The sequence below is a fragment of the Mycobacterium sp. genome (assembly GCF_965229265.1).
Taxonomy (GTDB): Bacteria; Actinomycetota; Actinomycetes; order Mycobacteriales; family Mycobacteriaceae; genus Mycobacterium.
In genome coordinates this window covers 381,996-401,331 of sequence record NZ_CBDDIY010000011.1, presented here as the reverse complement: position 1 = coordinate 401,331, position 19,336 = coordinate 381,996, and the positions used below count along the sequence as shown (strand labels likewise).

The window sequence follows — 19,336 nt, the reverse complement described above, 5'->3', positions numbered from 1 at the left end:
CTGCCGCCGCATCGCCGGTCCTGACAAACTAGTCGTCATGGCACAGATAACCCTGCGTGGAAACCCGATCAACACCGTCGGAGAGCTGCCCGCCGTCGGCGCCCAAGCCCCCGAGTTCAGCTTGACCGGAACCGACCTCGGCACCGTGGACAGCGGCCAGTTCAGCGGTAAAGCATTAGTGCTCAACGTCTTTCCTTCGGTCGACACCCCGGTGTGCGCCACCAGCGTGCGGACGTTCAACGAGCGCGCCGCAGCCACCGGTGTCCCGGTGGTATGCGTGTCCAAGGACCTGCCTTTCGCGCTCAAGCGGTTCTGCGGCGCCGAAGGCATCGACAACGTCGTGTCAGCGTCGGCGTTCCGCAGCAGCTTCGGCGAGGACTACGGCATCACGATTGCCGACGGTCCGATGTCCGGGCTGCTCGGCCGTGCCGTCATCGTGGTCGGCGCGGACGGCAAGGTGGCCTACACCGAGCTCGTGCCCGAGATCGGTACCGAGCCCGATTACGAAGCCGCCCTGGCCGCAGTGAGCTGACCGTCGTGAAAGACACCGCACAAGGATGCCAATACCGCATCCTTGTGCGGTGACGTCACGTGCCGTTCTCGCTACCCTCCTACTCGTCGTCATGACCGCGGGATGCTCAGGGGCGAACACCACCAAGCCGACGACGAGTGAGCCACCGCCCCCTTCGGCCAGGACGGACAGTGCCGTGACACCTGAGCAAGCCCGAGCCATCGCCAAAGAGGCCTACATCTACGGCTTGGCGATGGTGGACACCTATCGGGTGCAGTACTCGTATTTCGTCGACTCACACAGCCCCCAATACAAGGGCGACTGGAACCAGGTGCACAGCATCGCCCGCGTCTTCACGCCGGCCGACACCGCCATCCAAACGCCCAACTCCGACACCCCCTATTCGATGCTCGGCGCGGATCTGCGCACCGAGCCACTGGTGCTGACCGTGCCGCCGATCGAGCAGGACCGATACTTCTCGGTGCAGTTCGTCGACGGGTACACCTACAACGTCGCCTACCTCGGCAGCCGCACCACCGGCAACAGCGGCGGCAGATACCTGTTGGCCGGGCCGGGCTGGAATGCCCAGAAGCCGCCGGGCATCAACGAGGTGATCCGAGTCGACACCGACTTCGCCCTGGCTATCTACCGCACCGAACTCTTCGGGCCCGACGACCTGGAGAACGTCAAGAACATCCAGGCCGGCTACACGGTGCAGCCGCTGTCGACTTTCCTCGACCAGCCGGCGCCGGCCGCCGCGCCGCCGATCGACTTCCCGGTGCCGCTGAGCCCCGACGAGCAGAAGACCTCGCCGAAGTTCTTCAACCTGTTGAACTTTGTGCTGCGCTTCGCCCCGATGCTGCCGTCGGAGAAGGAGCTGCGCGATAAGTTCGCCACGATCGGCATCGGACCGGACGGCACGTTCAACTACGAGTCGCTGAGCCCGGGGATGCAGAAGGCGATCACCGACGGCATGGCCGATGCGTGGACCGAGCTGACCACGTTCAAGAAGGACAAGCTCGACACCGGCCAAGTGACCTCCGGTGACCTGTTCGGCACCAAGGAGGAGCTGGAGGGCAACTACCTGTACCGGATGGCCGGCGCGGTGCTGGGCATCTATGGCAACTCCAAGGCCGAGGCCATGTACCCGGCGTACGCCACCGACGCCGACGGCCAGCCCCTGACCGGTGCCAACAACTACACCTTGACGTTCCCCGCCGGCCAACTGCCCCCGGTGAAGGCGTTCTGGTCGTTGACCATGTACAAGCTGCCGGAAAGCCTGCTAGTGGAAAACCCGATCAACCGGTATCTGATCAACTCGCCGATGCTGCCCGGCCTGGTGAAGAACCCCGACGGCAGCCTGACGCTGTATCTGCAGAATCAGTCCCCCGGCCCGGAGAAGGAAGCCAACTGGCTGCCCGCTCCCCCGGGTCCGTTCACGGCGATCCTTCGGTTGTACTGGCCCAAGCCGGAAGCACTGAGCGGCGCCTGGCAGTCGCCGAAACTGGTCAAGTCCTGAACGGAAGGGCTTGTGAACCATTTGTTTTCAGCATGAGTTGCGTGCCAAGCGCGGGTTGCCCAGCCATTCTTGAAGAATGGATCAGATCGCACGAAATGACATCACGCACAGTCCGATTCGTCACCGCAGCTGGCTAGTCGCCGGGGCCGTCACGGTGTCCGTCGCAATCGCGCTGAGCACATCCCCCATCGCCATGGCGGACAGCCACTCCGACGCCGAATCGGGAGCAGTGACCGGCGCCGGCTCCGGGCCGACCCTCGGCGTCGGTGGGCCGTCTAGCTACACCGGCGGCGCGACCGCCAACCACCCCGAAGGTTCCGCGAGCCAGGGTGTCGGGGACGTCAGCAGCTACACCGGCCAGGGCACCGCCGGCGCACCAAACAATGGCACCAACTCGACCACCAGAACGGGCAATTTCGGCCCCGGCAACCCTCTAGCCGACTGATCACGTCCTCGACTCCCGGATAGCAGGAATACACCGCCGGCTGCCGTTCTCCCTCGATTTGCCCTTTGCCGCAGGTAGCCTGGTGAACACCAAGTGAATGAAAGGGTGCTCAATCATGAACGGATGGCAAATTGCCCGGCGCGGTGCGGTGGCGACCGCGTCCGCGGTGATCTCGCTCGGCGGCCTTTCGGGCGCGACGGCCTGGGCCGACGGCGAATCGGGCGCGGTGACAGGCGCCGGCTTCGGACCGACCGTCGGTGTCGGCGACGCGTCGAGCTACACGGGCGGTTCGACATCGAACAATCTGTGCGGTGGACCAGTGCCCTACACCGGTGGCTCCATCACCGAGAACTGCGCGGGCGCCTCGGTCGGCGTCGGTGGACCGTCGAGCTACACCGGCGCGGCCACCGTCAACAGCTCGGGCGGCACCGCAAGCCTCGGAGTCGGCGACGTCGGCAGCTACACCGGCCAGGGCAGCCCCGGAATAGCACAGAACGGCACCAACTCCACCAGCAGAACGGTCAACTTCGGGCCCGGCTACCCGTGATCTGATCGACCGGTCATTGTCGGGAGCGCACCAGCTCGAGGACGTCGGAGCCGAACTGCTCGAGCTTGCGCGCACCGATGCCGGGGATGGAGACCAGCGCGGCGTCGTCGGTGGGCATCGACTCGGCGATCGCGATCAGCGTGTTGTCGGTGAACACCACGTAGGCGGGGACTTTGAGCTCCTTGGCGGTACGCAGCCGCCAGTCCTTGAGCTGGGCCAGCAGCTCGTCGTCGATGTCGACCGAACAGGTCTCGCAGCGGCGCAACATGATCGACGGCGGGGTGGTGAGCACCGCGTTGCAGACCCGGCAGCGCGGGGTGGCGCCCTTCTGCCGGCGCGGTTTGCTCGGCGACGGGTCGGCTTGGGTCTGCGGCGCAATGCCGTTGAGGAACCGCGACGGCCGCCGACCCTGCCGACCTCCGGGCGTGCGGGCCAAAGCCCAGCTGAGCTCCAAATGCACTCTGGCCCTGGTGATTCCAACGTAGAGCAGCCGTCGCTCCTCTTCCACCGCCTCACTGTCGGGGCCGTGCGCCAGCGCATGCGAGATCGGCAGCGTGCCGTCGGCCAACCCGACCAGGAATACCGCGTCCCATTCCAGGCCCTTGGCCGCATGCAGCGACGCCAACGTCACACCCTGCACCGTCGGTGGGTGGCGGGCGTCGGCGCGGGCCCGAAGCTCGACCATCAGCGTGGGCAGGTCGAGCTCGGGGCGGGCAGTGACCTCATCGTCGACCAGCTCGGCCAAGGCGGCCAAGGCTTCCCAGCGTTCCCGGGCCTTGGTGCCGGCCGGCGGTTCGGCGGTCAGCCCCAGCGGTTCCAGCACGACGCGCACCGCCGCGGGCACGTCGTCGGGGTTGTCCCGCTCGGCCGTGCGCTGCAACGCCAGCAGGGCCTGGCGGATCTCCTGGCGGCTGAAGAACCCCTCGCCGCCGCGCACCTGGAAGGGCACACCGGCCTCGGTGAGCGCCTCCTCGTACACCTCGGACTGGGCGTTGATGCGGTAGAGGATCGCGATTTCGGCTGGGGCGGTGCCGGATTCGACGAGCTGCTTGATCGAGCGGGCTACCGCGGCCGCCTCGGCTACCTCGTCGGGGTGTTCACGGAAGGTCGGTGCCGGGCCGGGCTCACGCTGACCGACCAGGTGCAGCTTGCTGCCGGCCACCCGGCCACGGGCCGCGGCGATCACCCGGTTGGCCAGCGAGACCACCTGGGGTGTGGAGCGGTAGTCGCGTTCGAGCCGAACCACCGTCGCGTCGGGGAACCGCCGGGAGAAGTCGAGCAGATAGCGCGGTGAGGCCCCGGTGAACGAGTAGATGGTCTGGTTGGCGTCGCCGACGACGGTCAGATCATCCCGCTCACCCAGCCAGGCTCCGAGCACCCGCTGCTGCAGCGGGGTGACGTCCTGGTATTCGTCGACGACGAAGCAGCGGTACCGGTCGCGGAACTCCGCGGCGACCGCCGAATCGTTCTCGATGGCCGCCGCGGTGTGCAACAGCAGATCGTCGAAGTCCAGCAGCGCCACCCCGTCGCGGTTGGCCTTCAGCGCCTCGTAGGCGGCGTAGACCGCGGCCACCTTCTCGGCTTCCAGCGGGATGTCGCGGGATTGCTTGGCCACCGCCGCGGCGTAGCCCTCGGGGCTGATCAACGAGGCCTTGGCCCATTCGATCTCACCGGCCAGGTCGCGGACGTTATCGGTGCTGACCTGCAGCCGGGACCGATTGGCGGCCTGGGCGACGACGGCGAACTTGGAGTCCATCAACTGCCAGCCGGTATCCCCGACGACGCGGGGCCAGAAGTACTGCAGCTGCCGGCGGGCCGCGGCGTGGAACGTCAGCGCCTGTACGGCCGCGACCGAGGCGCCCGCACCCCCGGCGATGTCCATGGCGCGCAGCCTGGCGCGCATCTCGCCGGCCGCACGCGAGGTGAACGTCACCGCCAGCACCTGCCCGGCGGCCACGTGACCGTTGGCCACCAGGTGACCGATGCGGTGGGTGATGGTGCGGGTCTTGCCGGTGCCGGCACCGGCGAGCACACACAGCGGCCCGCGGGCGGCCAGCACGGCTTCGCGCTGTTCCTCGTCGAGGCCGGTCAGATGGTCCACGGTCACCGGCATGGCGTCCATCTTGTCAGGGCGCGCCGACATTTCCCGGTGAGCGCCGCGCCGGTTGCGGGCATGCCCGGGGGCTCGGATAGGTTGGAGCACTTATGAGTGCCAGTGATTCCCAGCTCACGATGTACACCACCGTGTGGTGCGGCTACTGCCGTCGGCTCAAGACCGCACTGAAATCGGCGGGGATCGCCTTCACCGAGGTCGACATCGAAGCCGATCCCGCCGCCGCCGAGTTCGTGATGTCGGTCAACGGCGGCAATCAGACGGTGCCGACGGTGAAGTTCGCCGACGGCAGCGCGCTGACCAACCCCGACATCCGCGAGGTCAAGGCCAAGCTGGCGTCCTAGTCAGCCGCGCCGAGATCGACGAAATGGCGCGGTCTTCTCGTTATGAGGACTCGGCCCAGGACTCGATGATCTCGCGGGCGATCGAGATCGATCCCGGCAGCAGCAGCCTCGAGGACGACTCGCTACTCCAGTCCCCCTGCTCGAGCGCCTCGCGGACCTCGGCCCGGGTAAACCACGCCGCCTCGGCGATCTCCCCGTCGTGGAAGGTGAACTCCTGCTCGGGATCACCGATCGCGTGGAAGCCCACCATCAGCGAGCGCGGGAACGGCCAGGGCTGGCTGCCCAGATACTCGACATCACCGACCTCCAGGCCGATCTCCTCGGCCACCTCGCGCACCACACACGTCTCGAACGACTCGCCCGCCTCGACGAAGCCCGCAATCAGCGAGAACAGCCGCTGCGGCCAGTTCGTCTGCCGGGCCAACACCGCCCGGTCGTGCCCGTCGTGCACCAGCACGATGATGGCCGGGTCGATGCGGGGAAACTCCTCATGACCGGTGAGCGGATTGACCCGTGACCAGCCGGCCTTCACCGCCCGGGTCGGTGACCCGTCGACCGCGCTGTAGCGCGCGCTCTCGTGCCAGTTCAGCAGCGCCAGCGCCGAGGCCACCAGTTGCGCGCTGACATCGTCGAACAGCTGACCGCCGCGGCGCAGGTCCGACACCGCGCCGTCGCCCTCATCGGGCGCTTCCAGGGCGGTGCGTGCCGCCCACACGTGCCGGCCGTCGGGCAGGCGACCCAGGAACACCGCGTCGGCGGGTGGCGTCTCGGCCAGCGCAGCCGCGGCGCCGAGCACGACCCGGCCGTCGGCGATCATCACCTGGTTGCGCTGGTCGACGCGCAGTAGGGCGGCATCGGCCCAGCCGGCGATCGCGGCGTCGATATCGGTGCGCAGGTGGTCGGCGCGGTCGGCGCCCACCCGCGAGAGCAGCGGAACGTTGCGCAGTCGGAAGGCCACCGCGGTCAGTCCCCGGCGCTGCGCACGTAGAGCAGCCGATCGGTGGACTCCAGCGCATCGGCATCCGGATCGTCCACCCGCAGCAGCTTCCCGCCGCGCACCACACCCAGGACAAGGTCGGGCAGGTGCCGCGGCGAGCCGCCGACCTCCTTGTGCTCGACCTCCCGCTCGGCGATCGCGAAGCCGGCGTCGGGGGTCAGCAGATCCTCGATCATCTCCACGACGCTGGGTGTGCTGGTCGCGATGCCCAGCAGCCGCCCCGCGGTCTCCGAGGACACCACCACCGAGTCCGCGCCGGATTGGCGCAGCAGGTGCTGGTTCTCGGCCTCTCGCACCGAGGCGATGATCTTGGCCTTCGGGGACAGCTCGCGGGCGGTCAGCGTGACCAGCACCGCGGTCGGGTCGCTGTTGGTGGCCACGATGATCGAGGTGGCGTGCTGTGCGCCGGCCAGCCGCAGCACATCGGATTTGTTGGCGTCACCGCGCACGGTGACCAGGCCGGCGGCGTTGGCCCGGTCCAGGGAGGCCTGGTCGGTGTCGACGACGACGATGTCGGCCGGCGCGACGCCATCACCGATCATCGCGGCCACCGCCGTCCTGCCCTTCGTCCCGTAGCCGATGACGACGGTGTGGTTGCGCACGCTGTTCCTCCAACGCTGAATCTTGAGAGCCTGCCGCGACGCCGTGGTCAGGGTTTCGACGGTGGTGCCGACCAACACGATCAGGAACGCCACCCGAAGTGGGGTGATGACCAGGACGTTCACCAGGCGCGCGGTCTCGGTATACGGCGTGATGTCGCCGTAGCCGGTGGTCGACAGCGACACGGTGGCGTAGTACAGGCAGTCCAGGAAGGACAGCGGTCCCTCCCGCACGTCGCGGTAGCCGTCGCGGTCCAGGTAGACGATGATCACCGCGGCGAACAGCGCCGCCAATGCATAGATCAGCCGACGCGCGATGCGGCGGCCCGGGCTGACGAACTTCTCCGGGATGTGTAGATAGTCAACGAGCGCGCTGTCCGGCTTGGCGGCGAGGTTCTCGTCGATGGCCTCGAGCCTGCGCCGCAACCTACCCGTGGCCACGCGACTCCGTCATCGTGCCCAACCGCCTCGTCATCGCATCTTTCGGCCTGAGCGCCACCACACGAGCATTATGTACCCATGCCGACGACGCCAACCGAACCCGCACGCACCGCCAGCCAACTGCCCGCCTACCGGACCGCCGCGATGCTGATCGGCATCGGCGTGGGCCACTTCGTGGCGCCCAAGCCGTTCGACACCATCGTGCCCGCCGAACTGCCGGGCGACCCACGGTTCTACACCTACGCCTCCGGGGTGGCCGAGGTGGGTATCGGCACCATGCTGCTGGTACCGCGCACCCGTCGCGCCGGGGCGCTGGCAGCGATCCTGCTGTACCTGGCGGTGTTCCCGGCCAATGTGAACATGTGCCGGCTGTGGTGGGACAAGCCGTTGCCGATGAAGCTGGCCTCGCTGGCCCGCCTGCCGCTGCAGCTTCCGATGATCGTGCAGGCCATCGCGATCAGGCGCAACGCTCCCCGCTACTAGCGGCGAGCAACGCCACCAATTCCCCTGGGCCGGGCAGGTTTTCCGGCATCACGGTGACACCGGCCCGCACATAGTGGAACGCGGCGCGCACCGAGGACTCCGGGCAGCCCCGCAGCGCCGCCCAGGCCAGCCGGTACACGCCGAGCTGGACGGCCGCGTGCCGGCGCGCGTCGGCGTCGGCCGGTGGTACACCGGTCTTCCAGTCGACGACGGTCACGCCGCCGTCGGTGTCGGCGAAGACGGCGTCGATGCGGCCCCGCACCACGGTGTCGCCGATCGCCATCTCGAACGGGACCTCCACGTCCACCGGTGTGCGCGACGCCCACGCCGACGTCGTGAAGGCGTCCTGCAGCAGAGCCAGCGCCTCGGTTTCCACGGGCGCACCGTCGACCGCGCCGGGCAGGTCGTCCAGGTCGAAGAGCCGTTCGGCGCCGTAGAACCGCTGCACCCACTCGTGAAAGGCAGTGCCCAGCATGGCGTGCGGGTCGGGCCGCGACGGCAGCCGGCGGCTCAGCCGCCGCAGTGCCGCCGGGTCGCGGTCCAACTCGACCAGCGCGCTCACCGACAGCTGGGCGGGCAGTGCGACCACCGGCGGTGCGGCGGTGCGGGACCGCTCGGCCAGCAGCGCGTCGACGTCGTCGGCCCAGCCCTCGGGATCAGCGCTGCTGTCTGGAACCGAGCCGGCCATCGCCGCGGCGACCAGTGCGGCGCCCCGCTCGATTTCGACCCGACCGCGCCCGAGCGGATCGGCCGGCCAGATCGCCTCGCGAACCTTGTCCCGCAACGGGTTTCGCTCACCGTCGGCCGGCGGCGGGGCCCACTGCTCGACCTCACCGCAGGGTTCACCGGCCTGGGCGGCGCCCTCGATGACGTCCTTGATCTCGCAGAGGAAGTCCGACGGCCCGCGCGGCTTGGACTCGCTGGTCCCCCAGTGGTGGCCGGAGAGCAGCAAGGTGTCCTCGGCGCGGGTGATCGCCACGTAGAGCAGCCGGCGCTCCTCGTCCAATCGTCGCTGCTCGAGCTGGTTGCGGTGCGCCATGATGGTGTCGGACAACGCCTTTCGGTCCGCCACGGTCGAGGTGTCCAGCACCGGTACCCCGTGCAGGCCGGCGGCGGCGCGGTCGCCGCGCAGCAGCGGCGGCAAGTCGGAGGGATCGGTGAGCCAGGTGCGAGTGGATGCCGTGGACGGGAACACCCGGGCAGACAGGTGCGGCACCGCCACCACCTGCCACTCCAGTCCCTTGGCGGCGTGCACGGTCAGCACCTGGACCCGGCCGGTCGCCACGCTCACGTCGGCCGGCGCCAGCCCGTTCTCCACCACGGCCGCGGCGTCGAGGTAGGTCAGCAGACCGTCCACGCCGGCGCCAGGGCGTGCCGCGTAGTCGGCGACGACGGCCGCGAAGCGGTCAAGGTGCTCGGCCCCGGTCCACCCCGCGGAGACCGGGCGGGCGGCCCGCGCCTCCACGTCGACGCCGAGCACCCGGCGTACCTCGCCGACCAGCTCTGGCACCGGATGCCCCAACAGCGTTCGCAGCCTGGCTAATTCGTCGGCGAGCTCACCGATCCGCCGATAGCCCTCGGCCGAGTACGCGTCGGCGGGTCCCGGGTCGGCCAGCGCGTCGGCCAGGCTTGCGGCATCGGCGTCGGGGGCGACGGCCGCGATGATCTGGTCGACGGTCGCCGCCGGACCGGCGCCGTCGATGACGGTGGCCCGCCGCCACAGCGCGGCGAGGTCACGGGCACCCAGCCGCCACCGCGGACCGGTCAGCACCCGCATTGCCGCCGCTCCCCCGGCCGGGTCGGCGACCAGGCGAAGCATCGCCACAACGTCGGCGATCTCAGGGATCGACAGCAGCCCGGCCAGGCCCACCACCTCGACGGGCACACCCCGGGCGGTCAGCGCCTCGGCGATCGGCCCGGCATCGGCGTTGCGGCGCACCAGCACCGCGGCCGTCGGCGGCGGGGTGCCGGCGGCCGCCGCGCCGGCATAGCGGTCAGCGATGTGGTCGGCCACCCACTCGCGTTCGGTGGCCACGTCGGTGAGCAGCGCGCAGCGCACGGTGCCCGCCTCGGCACCGGGCCTGGGCCGCAGCGCGTGCACCGCGACGGACCTGCGGCGCGCTTCGGCCGATACGGCGTTGGCGATGTGCAGGGTGCTCGGCGGATTGCGCCAGCTGGTGCGCAATTCCAGGGTGGGAGCCGGGGAGCCGTCGGCGCATGGGAAGTCGGTGGTGAAGCGGGGCAGATTGGTGGCCGAGGCGCCGCGCCAGCCGTAGATGGACTGGATCGGATCACCCACCGCCGTAAGCGCCAGCCCCTCGTCGGCGCCGCTGCCGAACAGCGCGGACAGGGCGATGCGCTGCGCGTGGCCGGTGTCCTGGTACTCGTCGAGCAGCACCACCCGGAACCGCTCGCGCAGCTGCTCGCCCACCTGCGGGCAGGACGAGGCCAGCCGCGCCGCCGCCGCCATCTGCGAACCGAAGTCCATCACCTTGTCGGCGCGCATACGCTGGTGCAGGGCATCGATGAGCGGCACCAGGGCGGTGCGTTCGGTCTGGGTGGCCAGCATGTTCAGCAGCCATTGGCTCGGTCCGCGGTCGCGCTGGTAACGGCCGGCCGGCAGGTGGTGGACCAGCCGCTCGAGTTCGAGATGGGTGTCGAGCAGCTCGTCGGTGTCAACCAGGTGCTCGGCCAGCTCACCGGAGAGCCGCAACACCATGGCGGTGACACCAGCCGGGTCCTTGTCGGTACGGAGTGGACCTGGATAGGCGCTGACCACCTCGAAAGCCAGCTGCCACAGCTCGGTTTCGGACAGCAGCCGGGCGTCGGGTTCCACCGGCAACAGCGGCCCGTATTCGCGCAGCAGCGCGCCGGCGAACGCGTGGTAGGTGCTCACGGTCGGGGCGCCCTGCGCCCCGATGCCGCCCAGGTGACCGGCCAGGCGGGCCAGCCGTGACCGCACCCGGCGCAGCAGCTGGCCGGCCGCCTTGCGGGTGAAGGTCAGTCCCAACACCTGGTCGGGCTCGGCGTAGCCGTTGGCCACCAGCCACACCACCCGCGCGGCCATGGTCTCGGTCTTGCCCGCACCGGCGCCAGCGATGACCACCAGCGGGCCGGGCGCGGCGGAGACGACCGCCGCCTGCTCGTCAGTGGGGGCCGGAAGGCCAAGGGCTTCGGCTAGTTCGGTAGGGCTGTAGGTCATGACGGCTCCGTTCGCGGCCCGGTGTGCGCCGGGCAGCCGGACCGCATCGGGCAGTGTGCGCACCCGTCGTTGACGCGGGCGACGAACTGCGGCCCCGCGGTAGCCGCGGCGGCTTGCTGCACGGTGTGGCGCCATTCGGTGTTGCTCTCCGGCGTCAGGGCGGACTGTTCGCGTTCGGTGGCGCCGGAGGCACTGGGTTTGGCGATGTAGACCAGGCGCCCACCGCCGGGCCGATCACCGTCTTCCAGCGCGCCCTCGTCGACCGCTAACTGGTAGAGGCCGAGCTGGGCGTGGCGCTGAGCCTGGTCCTTGGTGACCGGACTCTTGCCGGTCTTGACGTCGACGATCACCAGCCGTCCCTCGGCGTCGCGCTCGAGTCGGTCCACCCGGCCGCGCACCCGCACCCCGGGCAGCTGATCCTCGGGGGCGGCGATGACACCGTCGACCTCGACTTCGGTGCCGATCTCGGTCAGCTCGTGCCGGGTGGCCGACCGCCAGGCCACGAACGCCTCGAGCATCGCCCGATGCCGGTCGAATTCGTTGTCGGCATACCACGGGGAGTCGAACGGTATTGCCGCCCAGATCTTTTCCAGTCGTGCCACCAGCTGCTCCGAGCCAGCGTCGGAGTCGGCGACCAGCGCATGCACCACCGAGCCGAGCGCCGAGCGCAGTTGGCGCCGGTCGGTGCCGCCATGCCGTTCGGCAAGCCAGCGCAGCGGACAGTCGGACAGTGCCTGCAGCGTCGAGGGGCTCAGGGTGACGGTGTGGTCCTGGCCGCTCCACAGCGGCTCCAGCGTGCTCAACGCGGTCATGCCGTACCACTGCGCGGGGTCGGCGCCTGGCACGCCGTCAGCGGCCAGACGTGCCAATTGCCTTGCAGCGGTGACACGTTCATCGTCGCCGACCGCACCCTGCGGTGCGCACACCACGGACCGAAGCCGCCCCACCACCGCCGTCGGGGATAGCACCGGCGGCGCCGCCACCGGCGGGGCGACGCCGGCGGCATCATCGGTGGTGGCGTAGTCGGCGAGTTCGGCGACGAACGGCGAGGGCAGCGCCACGTCGTCGCCGGCGTCGCTGTCGACCGCGGTGATGAGGAGCCGCCGCCGCGCCCGCCCCATCGCCGCGATCAGCAGTCGGCGCTCTTCGGCCAGCAGCGGGGCCCGCGCCGAGACGTCATCGCCGAGGCCGTCGAGGACGTCGAGCAGCCGCTGGGTGCCCATCACCCCGCCGCGCGGGGTGGTGTTGGGCCACAGACCGTCTTGGAGACCCGCGATCACCACCACCTCCCAGTCCCGGTCCAGCGCGGCATGCGGGCTGAGCACCGCGACCGTATCGGCGCTCGACTGGCCATCTGGTGATGTCGGCGAAAGCTGCAGGGCTACAACATGATCGAGTAGGCCGCGCAGTGAAGCACCGGCGGTGCGCGACACGTAGTCGTCGGCGATGTCGAACAGCGCGGTGACGGCACAAAGATTGCGGTCGGCCAGCGCGCCCTCGGTTCCGCCCCGCTCGGCCGCCGACAACCAGCGGCGCTGCAGCCCGCTGCGTTCCCAGGCCTGCCACAAGGTGTAGCGGGGGTCGCGGTGCCGACGATGCCCACGAGCCGCGGCCGCCAATACCGCCCGGACTCGGTTGACCGGCCGGGCCAGCGTCGCCGGCAGCTCCACCGATCCCCGGGTGAGCACCTCCACGAACCGCGCTGCCACGTCGTCGGAGCCACCGCGGCGCAGCGCCCGGCGCAGCTGGCGCAGCGACACCGGGTCGACCCGGCCGATCGGTCCGGTCAGCAGCTCCACCGCCCCCGCACCGTCGAGGCCGTCGGCAGTGGCGGCCAGCACCGTCAGCAGCGCCCGCGCCGCCGGCTGGTTGCCGACCGCCCCGGCCAGGTGCGCCGACGCGACCGGCACCCCGGCCCCGGCAAGCGCCCGCGGCAATGCCGCGGCTGCCGACACCGAACGGACGATGACGGCCAGCTGCGACCAGGGCACACCGTCGACCAGGTGGGCCCGGCGCAGCGTGTCGGCAATCACCGCGGCCTCGGCATGTGCCGACGCCGCGATCCGCACGCTGACCGATCCGTCGTCGCCGGTGCCCTCGAACCCGCGCCACCGGCTGCTGCCGGGCAGCCCGCGGGCGATCCCGTTGATCGCCGCGGCGACCGCGGGTGCACACCGATGCGACCGGGTCAGCGCGACCGTGGGGGCGTCGGTGGCCGTCAGCAGCGCCGGATCGGCACCACGGAAGCCGAACACGGCCTGATTGGGGTCACCGGCCAGCACGGTCAGCTCGGTCCCGGCGGCCAGCGCCCGGACCAGCCGCGCCGCCTGCGGGTCCAGATGCTGGGCGTCGTCGACGAGCAGCAGCCGCACCCGGGCCCGTTCGGCGGCCAACAATTCCGCGTCACCGGCCAGCGCTTCCAGCGCCGCGCCAACCAGTTCGGCGGCCCCCAGCGCGGGCACCGTCGCCTGCGGCGCCGCCGTGCCGACCGCCGCCCGCAGCAGCATCACCTGTTCGTACTGCTGGGCGAAGCGGCCCGCTGCGGTCCACTCCGGGCGGCCGGACAGCCGGCCGATGCGCTGCAACTGCATTGGGTCAACGCCACGCTCGGCGCAGCGGGCCAGCAAGTCACGCAGCTCGGTGGCGAAGCCCGCGGTGGTCAGCGCCGGGCGAAGCTGCTCGGGCCACCGCGACGTCGAGACGTCCCCGTCGGTGAGGTCGCCGGCGAGCAGCTCACGAATGATGCCGTCCTGCTCGGCCCCGGTCACCAGCCGCGGCGGCGGATCACCGGCGCGGGCTGCCGCCTGCCGCAGCACGGCAAAGGCGTAACTGTGTACCGAGCGGACCAGCGGCTCGCGGACCACCGCCCGACACGGCTCACCCGAACGCGCGGCGAGCAGCTCGGCGGTGAGCCTGCTGCGGGTGGCGGCGGCCAGCCGACCCGAACCCGTCAGTAGCAGAACCGATTCGGGGTCGGTCCCGGCGGCGATGTGCGCCGCGGCCGCTGCCATCAGCAGGCTGGTCTTGCCGGTGCCCGGGCCCCCGACGATCCGGACCGTGCCGCGCAGGCCCGGCCGCAGCAGGTCATCGGGCCCGATTACCGGGGCCAGGCGTGCCGGTGTGGTCATGACGGGCATGACACCAGAGGGGTACGACAAGTTTGGCTACTGGCAGCATGATGCCCGTGACGCACGCACTTCACCTGCACCGCTACGGCCCGCCAGGACCCGTGCAGGTCCTGGCTATCCACGGACTGACCGGCCACGGCCGGCGCTGGCGCACGCTGTCCACCGTCCACCTGCCCGAAATCGCCGTCGCCGCACCCGATCTACTGGGCCACGGCCGCTCGTCGTGGGCCGCGCCGTGGACGATCGACGCCAATGTGGCCGCGCTGGCGTCCCTGCTGGAGGACCAGGCCCACGGCCCGGTGCTGGTGGTGGGGCACTCGTTCGGTGGGGCAATCGCCCTGCACCTCGCGGCGGCGTGCCCAGACCTGGTGTCCGGACTGGTGCTGCTGGATCCCGCGGTCGGCCTGGACGGCCAGTGGATGCGCGAGATCGCCGAGGCCATGCTGGCCTCACCGGACTACACCGACCGGGACGAGGCACGCACCGAGAAGCTCACCGGCTCGTGGTCCGACGTCTCCCCGGCCGAGCTCGACGACGATCTCGACGAACACCTGCTCGCCCTACCAGGAGGCCGCTACGGCTGGCGGATCAGCGTGCCGGCGATGATGTCGTACTGGAGCGAACTGGCCCGCGATATCGTGCTGCCGCGCCGGGGAACCCCGACCACGCTGGTGCGGGCCGAGTGGACCTCGCCGCCCTATGTCAGCACGGAGTTGATCGATGGGTTGTCGGCTCGCCTGGGGTCGGACTTCACCCTGGTCGACTTCGCCTGCCAGCACATGGTTCCCAACGCCAAGCCGGGCGAGACAGCCACCATCATCCGGGACATGCTCGGGAGCCGCTAGCGATGGCCCCGGTCACCGACGCTCAGGTGGAGGCGGTGCGGCGGTTGGTGGCGTCGATACCGGCCGGCCGGGTCGCCACCTACGGCGACATCGCCTCAGCCGCCGAGCTTTCCAGCCCGCGGATCGTCGGCTGGATCATGCGCACCGATTCCTCGGACCTACCGTGGCATCGGGTGATCCCGGCATCTGGACGCCCGGCCCCGCACCTGGCCACCCGCCAGCTCGAATTACTCCGCGCCGAGGGAGTGTTGGCAAACGGCGGCAAGATCGATCTAGCTCGGGCGCGACACGCGTTGTAGCCGTCGAAATAGATGGGCCGGCTCGATGGTCGACTCAGCCGGCCGGCAGTGGATGGCGTATATTGCGTGCTGGCAAACGCCGAGCAGCAAATAATGATGTGGAGTGAGATGACGGTAGTCGTGGGGTCGCGTTCCCTCTGGTTGCGCCGCGCGCTAACGGCGACAGCCGTCGCTGCGGTACTCCCAGGCCTGATCGGAGCCGTCGGCGGTTCAGCCTCGGCGAGCGCCAAGCCCAGAGTTACCTCGTCCGATACCGAGGGGCATGCGGCTGTCGCGCACGTCGCACGGGCCAGTCTTGTCACCGACACACGGGGCTACTCGGGTGCCGCTCCTTGGCGCTTCTACCCCTCCTACCAGCAGACCTCGTACTATCACTCCACCCCCAGCCACCCGACCATGTACTGGGGTTCAGGCGTGGAGAAGCCCGCCTACTACCACTACCACTACTCCCACTAGAGAACGAGGCGGATCAGCGCCGCGGTGCGCGCCAGGCCCGGGAAGGCCGCCGCCGTCGACCGCGGGTGCAAGGCATGCACGGCCAACCGGAACATCAACGCCCGCAACAACATCTGCGGCCATTCCGGTAGCGCCTCCCAGCGCTCGATGAGCCCGTCGTCGGCCTCACCCCAAGCCAGCGCGTCGACCACGACCACGCCGGCAGCCCACGACGCCGGCCGCCAATAGGGCGTGATATCGGTGATGCCCGGGGCCGCGGTGCCGGAGAACAACACCGCACCGTACAGGTCACCGTGCACCAGCTGGTTAGGACTCTTAGTCGGCCTGCGCAACCCGGCAAGCTGATTGATGAGGTCCACCGAGCGCTCACCATCGGCCGAGCCGGGCGACACGTGCGCGCCCGGTGGCAACGAATGCAGCGGACGCTCCTCCCAGGCCGCACGGTCGGCAGCGGTGAACACGTCGACATCACTCCACGGAGCCACCGGCGGCTGCGTGAGAAACCGGGGCCGTTCGAGTTTGGCGGTGGCCTCGTGCAAGCGCACCCCCGCCGAGACGACCTCGTCATGACGGGGCTCGGGCGTACCCGCCACGAATGTATCTGCCCGCCAACCCGACACCACATAACGTCCGTCGGTGGAGCGGACGGGCCGGGCCAACCGCACCCCGTCGACGAACAACGTCTCCCGAACCTTCGCCGACCAGGCGGCGCGCGCATGGTCGGCGATCATCGACAGCACGACCTCGCCGCAGCGCCAGCTGCCCTCCCAGCCCTCGCCCAGCGGCTCGGGATCGGCACCCTTGAGACCGAATGCCGCCAATACGTGCACAGGCGGGCGCTCATCGATCACCCCGTCAGCCTAAGGTGTCCCGGCGCGTGCACGCCGTCAGTACATGACCATGTCGGGATCGAGTTGCTTGGCCCAGGCGACAATCCCGCCCTGCAGGTGCAGCGCGTCGGAGAAACCGGCTTTCTTGACCGCCGCCAAGGCCTCCGCCGACCGCACACCGGTCTTGCAGTACAGCACCGGGATGCGGTCCTGCGGGAACCTGGCCAGCCCCTCGCCCGACTCGATGACCGACTTGGGGATCAGTTCGGCGCCGGTGATGTGGTTGATCTCCCACTCCACCGGCTCGCGCACGTCGATGAGCGCCACCTTTTTGCCCGACACGAGCAGATCCTGCAGCTCCGCCGGCGTCACGGTGGAGTCCTGAGCCGCGTCGGCGGCGGCCTGGGAGACCACGCCGCAGAACGCGTCGTAGTCGATGAGTCCGGTGATCGTCGGGGTCTCGGGATCCTTGCGGATCCTGATCGTGCGGTAGGTCATGTCGAGGGCGTCGTAGACCATCAGCCGGCCCAGCAGGGTCTCGCCGATGCCGGTGATCAGCTTGATCGCCTCGGTTCCCATGATGGCGGCGATCGAGGCACACAGGATTCCCAGGACGCCGCCTTCGGCGCAGGACGGCACCATCCCAGGCGGCGGCGGTTCGGGGTAGAGGTCGCGATAGTTCAGGCCCCGTTCTTTGCCGCCCTCATCGGCGGGGGCGTCCTCCCAGAACACCGAGGCCTGGCCCTCGAAGCGGTAGATCGAACCCCACACGTAGGGCTTATGTGCCAGTACTGCGGCATCGTTGACCAGGTAGCGGGTGGCGAAGTTGTCGGTGCCGTCGATGATCAGGTCGTACTGCTCGAACAGGCCCACCGCATTGTCGGGCTCCAACCGCAGTTCGTGCAGCCGCACGGCGACCAGCGGATTGACCTCGAGGACGGAGTCGCGGGCGCTCTCGGCCTTCGATCGGCCGATATCGGATTGGCCGTGAATGATCTGGCGCTGCAGGTTGGATTCGTCGACCACGTCGAACTCGACGATGCCGATGGTGCCGACGCCAGCCGCGGCCAGGTACAGCAGGGTCGGTGAGCCCAGGCCACCGGCACCAATCACCAGCACCTTGGCGTTCTTGAGGCGTTTCTGCCCGTCCACCCCGAGGTCCGGAATGATCAGGTGGCGGCTGTAGCGAGCCACCTCTTCACGGGTGAGTTCGGCGGCTGGCTCGACCAGCGGCGGCAACGGTGACGGCACCGGTTACTCCTCGGGTTGCGACGTTCCCCACCCATCTCAGCAGGTAGGTACAGCAACGGCAAAAAGCCGCCGAACCTTCCCTCAGACACCGCCGAGCGGTGACGCAGAGCTGTCGATTCAGAACTCAGAGCGAGCGTGTGCGCCTCGTAGTCGCGCTGAGTTCTGAATCGATGGCTGCGGAGACCCAGCGGCCGGGCACCGTCGCCGAAGTGCCGAGACCTAGGCGATCGGATACGGCCACGGGTTGAACCGGCAGGTCTTGCCGTCGGGCTTGACGTACTCAGGGTCGAACCGCGACGCGTCGTCGTCGGAGGTGGAGAACGTCTGCTGCATCATCACCGGGGCAAGGCCGCCGTTCTCGTCGCACGGCTCGTGATGCTGATAACCGATCGCATGGCCGACCTCGTGGTTGATCAGATACTGCCGGTAAGAGCCGATGTCGCCCTGGAAGGGCACCGCCCCGCGCACCCAACGCGCCTCGTTGATGAACACCCTCGGCTGAGCATCCGGCCCGTAGGCCGGGTTGTAGCAGGACGACTCGATCGGGATCTCGTACCCACAGCCTTCGCGCACCGTCATCGGCGAGGTCAGCGACACCCGGAAATCGGGCTTGACGTCCGGGCTGCTGGCATCGATGCGTTGGAAGGCGAACTGCGGATTGTGGATCCAGCTCTTCGGGTTGCCCAACGTCTCGGCGACCATCCGGGCGAACCCCTCGTCACCGCCGAACGGCGCGGTATCGATCCCGTCCTCGACCTCGACGGTGTAGGTGAACGTCTTGGCGGTGCCTTCCCCGACCTTCGGTGTCGTGCCAGGCACGATGTGCCACGTCTTGGCCCCCGCCTCGGTGAACGACCCACCGTCGGGCAGGATCCCGGTCGGCAAGTTGGCGTCGAATTCGGTCAGCCCGCGCGGCGGGGCACCGATGATCGAGGTGCCGCTGGAACCGATGGTCGGCGGGCCCTGCACAGCATCGTGGGCGCTGCTGTGCGGCGCCGGTGCGGCGGTACCGGTGATGGTTTGGTACAGCACGACCCCGGTGAGCACCACCAGTACCGGCAGCGCGTAGGCGCGCCAGCCGTAGGTCGAGACGAACCGGCCCAGCCAGGTCTGCTTGCGCCACTGGCGGCGGTTGTCGCGATTGGATCTGGCCCGGCCCGCTTCGACCGCCAACGGGTCGCGCTGGGCGCGCAGCGGCTCACGCCACTCATTGCGCAGCACCGGCACACGACCGCCCCCGCGGTGCCCCGGGTCGTAGGTCACCGACCCAGGATGGCACAACCAGGAGGTGGCCGACTCCCGGCGCGCCAGTACCGGCCCACGCGT

17 protein-coding genes are annotated in these 19,336 nt (G+C 69.7%); 9 read left to right on the top strand and 8 right to left on the bottom strand.

The window, feature by feature from the left end; genetic code table 11:
• Positions 1–37 precede the first annotated feature (37 nt).
• From tpx to ADBZ9K_RS14405, 4 genes are all read left to right on the top strand, one after another.
• Entirely contained in the window at positions 38–532 is a 495-nt protein-coding gene (tpx, locus tag ADBZ9K_RS14420; protein ID WP_526621589.1) for a thiol peroxidase, read from the top strand.
• Between the two features lie 25 nt (positions 533–557).
• Positions 558–2,030 (top strand): DUF1254 domain-containing protein, encoded by a 1,473-nt coding sequence (locus ADBZ9K_RS14415; protein ID WP_526621587.1) that lies wholly within the window; start codon positions 558–560, stop codon positions 2,028–2,030.
• Between the two features lie 76 nt (positions 2,031–2,106).
• Positions 2,107–2,475: a hypothetical protein gene (locus tag ADBZ9K_RS14410; protein WP_526621586.1), complete on the top strand. Its 369-nt coding sequence runs from the start codon at positions 2,107–2,109 to the stop codon at positions 2,473–2,475.
• A 115-nt stretch (positions 2,476–2,590) separates the two neighbouring features.
• The gene (locus ADBZ9K_RS14405) at positions 2,591–3,022 is read left to right on the top strand and encodes a hypothetical protein (RefSeq protein ID WP_526621584.1); all 432 of its coding nucleotides are present in this window, start codon (positions 2,591–2,593) and stop codon (positions 3,020–3,022) included.
• A gap of 13 nt (positions 3,023–3,035) precedes the next feature.
• Here ADBZ9K_RS14405 and ADBZ9K_RS14400 read toward each other — a convergent pair whose 3' ends face one another.
• Complete coding sequence (locus ADBZ9K_RS14400) at positions 3,036–5,135, bottom strand: UvrD-helicase domain-containing protein (protein ID WP_526621582.1); 2,100 nt, start codon at positions 5,133–5,135, stop codon at positions 3,036–3,038.
• Between the two features lie 92 nt (positions 5,136–5,227).
• Between ADBZ9K_RS14400 and ADBZ9K_RS14395 the strand changes: the two genes are divergently transcribed.
• Positions 5,228–5,479 carry a mycoredoxin gene (locus tag ADBZ9K_RS14395; protein ID WP_526621581.1) on the top strand — a complete coding sequence of 84 codons (252 nt, stop codon included), beginning with the start codon at positions 5,228–5,230 and terminating at the stop codon, positions 5,477–5,479.
• Between the two features lie 40 nt (positions 5,480–5,519).
• Here the strand turns inward: ADBZ9K_RS14395 and nudC are convergent, their stop codons facing one another.
• Together nudC and ADBZ9K_RS14385 are read right to left on the bottom strand one after the other, a co-directional pair.
• Positions 5,520–6,437 (bottom strand): NAD(+) diphosphatase, encoded by a 918-nt coding sequence (gene nudC, locus ADBZ9K_RS14390; RefSeq protein WP_526621579.1) that lies wholly within the window; start codon positions 6,435–6,437, stop codon positions 5,520–5,522.
• Positions 6,438–6,442: 5 nt separating this feature from the next.
• Positions 6,443–7,516, bottom strand: a complete 1,074-nt coding sequence (locus ADBZ9K_RS14385) for a potassium channel family protein (RefSeq protein WP_526621577.1) — start codon at positions 7,514–7,516, stop codon at positions 6,443–6,445.
• Positions 7,517–7,594: 78 nt separating this feature from the next.
• Between ADBZ9K_RS14385 and ADBZ9K_RS14380 the strand changes: the two genes are divergently transcribed.
• Positions 7,595–7,999: a DoxX-related protein gene (locus ADBZ9K_RS14380; RefSeq protein WP_526621575.1), complete on the top strand. Its 405-nt coding sequence runs from the start codon at positions 7,595–7,597 to the stop codon at positions 7,997–7,999.
• On the opposite strand, the gene ADBZ9K_RS14375 is transcribed toward ADBZ9K_RS14380, so the two are convergent.
• Both ADBZ9K_RS14375 and ADBZ9K_RS14370 read right to left on the bottom strand, forming a co-directional pair.
• A complete protein-coding gene (locus ADBZ9K_RS14375) occupies positions 7,974–11,264 on the bottom strand; it encodes an ATP-dependent helicase (protein ID WP_526621573.1) in 3,291 nt (1,096 codons plus the stop codon). The genes ADBZ9K_RS14380 and ADBZ9K_RS14375 overlap by 26 nt on opposite strands.
• The gene (locus tag ADBZ9K_RS14370; protein WP_526621571.1) at positions 11,198–14,329 is read right to left on the bottom strand and encodes a PD-(D/E)XK nuclease family protein; all 3,132 of its coding nucleotides are present in this window, start codon (positions 14,327–14,329) and stop codon (positions 11,198–11,200) included. The genes ADBZ9K_RS14375 and ADBZ9K_RS14370 overlap by 67 nt, the downstream gene beginning before the upstream one ends.
• 50 nt (positions 14,330–14,379) lie before the next feature.
• On the opposite strand from ADBZ9K_RS14370, the gene ADBZ9K_RS14365 reads away from it, so the two are divergent.
• The 3 genes from ADBZ9K_RS14365 (at position 14,380) to ADBZ9K_RS14355 (ending at position 15,929) form a co-directional block, all read left to right on the top strand.
• Positions 14,380–15,174: an alpha/beta fold hydrolase gene (locus ADBZ9K_RS14365; RefSeq protein ID WP_526622647.1), complete on the top strand. Its 795-nt coding sequence runs from the start codon at positions 14,380–14,382 to the stop codon at positions 15,172–15,174.
• A 2-nt stretch (positions 15,175–15,176) separates the two neighbouring features.
• Positions 15,177–15,473: an MGMT family protein gene (locus tag ADBZ9K_RS14360; RefSeq protein ID WP_526621569.1), complete on the top strand. Its 297-nt coding sequence runs from the start codon at positions 15,177–15,179 to the stop codon at positions 15,471–15,473.
• Between the two features lie 108 nt (positions 15,474–15,581).
• A complete protein-coding gene (locus ADBZ9K_RS14355; RefSeq protein ID WP_526621567.1) occupies positions 15,582–15,929 on the top strand; it encodes a hypothetical protein in 348 nt (115 codons plus the stop codon).
• On the opposite strand, the gene ADBZ9K_RS14350 is transcribed toward ADBZ9K_RS14355, so the two are convergent.
• The 3 genes from ADBZ9K_RS14350 to ADBZ9K_RS14340 all read right to left on the bottom strand — a co-directional run bounded on the left by ADBZ9K_RS14350 (position 15,926) and on the right by ADBZ9K_RS14340 (position 19,273).
• The gene (locus ADBZ9K_RS14350; RefSeq protein ID WP_526621565.1) at positions 15,926–16,780 is read right to left on the bottom strand and encodes a TIGR02569 family protein; all 855 of its coding nucleotides are present in this window, start codon (positions 16,778–16,780) and stop codon (positions 15,926–15,928) included. The genes ADBZ9K_RS14355 and ADBZ9K_RS14350 overlap by 4 nt on opposite strands.
• A 36-nt stretch (positions 16,781–16,816) precedes the next feature.
• Positions 16,817–18,010: an adenylyltransferase/sulfurtransferase MoeZ gene (gene moeZ, locus ADBZ9K_RS14345; protein ID WP_526621563.1), complete on the bottom strand. Its 1,194-nt coding sequence runs from the start codon at positions 18,008–18,010 to the stop codon at positions 16,817–16,819.
• Positions 18,011–18,229: 219 nt separating this feature from the next.
• Positions 18,230–19,273, bottom strand: coding sequence for a DUF3152 domain-containing protein (locus ADBZ9K_RS14340; RefSeq protein ID WP_526621561.1), 1,044 nt, complete (start codon positions 19,271–19,273; stop codon positions 18,230–18,232).
• Positions 19,274–19,336: the final 63 nt, after the last annotated feature.

Bases quoted from the DNA above. Each gene is read 5' to 3' on its own strand.
- ADBZ9K_RS14395 (WP_526621581.1), top strand. From the start codon at position 5,228: ATGAGTGCCAGTGATTCCCAGCTCACGATGTACACCACCGTGTGGTGC.
- ADBZ9K_RS14360 (WP_526621569.1), top strand. From the start codon at position 15,177: ATGGCCCCGGTCACCGACGCTCAGGTGGAGGCGGTGCGGCGGTTGGTG.
- ADBZ9K_RS14415 (WP_526621587.1), top strand. From the start codon at position 558: ATGCCAATACCGCATCCTTGTGCGGTGACGTCACGTGCCGTTCTCGCT.
- tpx (WP_526621589.1), top strand. From the start codon at position 38: ATGGCACAGATAACCCTGCGTGGAAACCCGATCAACACCGTCGGAGAG.
- ADBZ9K_RS14365 (WP_526622647.1), top strand. From the start codon at position 14,380: ATGCCCGTGACGCACGCACTTCACCTGCACCGCTACGGCCCGCCAGGA.
- ADBZ9K_RS14410 (WP_526621586.1), top strand. From the start codon at position 2,107: ATGGATCAGATCGCACGAAATGACATCACGCACAGTCCGATTCGTCAC.
- ADBZ9K_RS14405 (WP_526621584.1), top strand. From the start codon at position 2,591: ATGAACGGATGGCAAATTGCCCGGCGCGGTGCGGTGGCGACCGCGTCC.
- ADBZ9K_RS14400 (WP_526621582.1), bottom strand. From the start codon at position 5,135: ATGCCGGTGACCGTGGACCATCTGACCGGCCTCGACGAGGAACAGCGC.
- ADBZ9K_RS14355 (WP_526621567.1), top strand. From the start codon at position 15,582: ATGACGGTAGTCGTGGGGTCGCGTTCCCTCTGGTTGCGCCGCGCGCTA.
- ADBZ9K_RS14370 (WP_526621571.1), bottom strand. From the start codon at position 14,329: ATGACCACACCGGCACGCCTGGCCCCGGTAATCGGGCCCGATGACCTG.
- ADBZ9K_RS14380 (WP_526621575.1), top strand. From the start codon at position 7,595: ATGCCGACGACGCCAACCGAACCCGCACGCACCGCCAGCCAACTGCCC.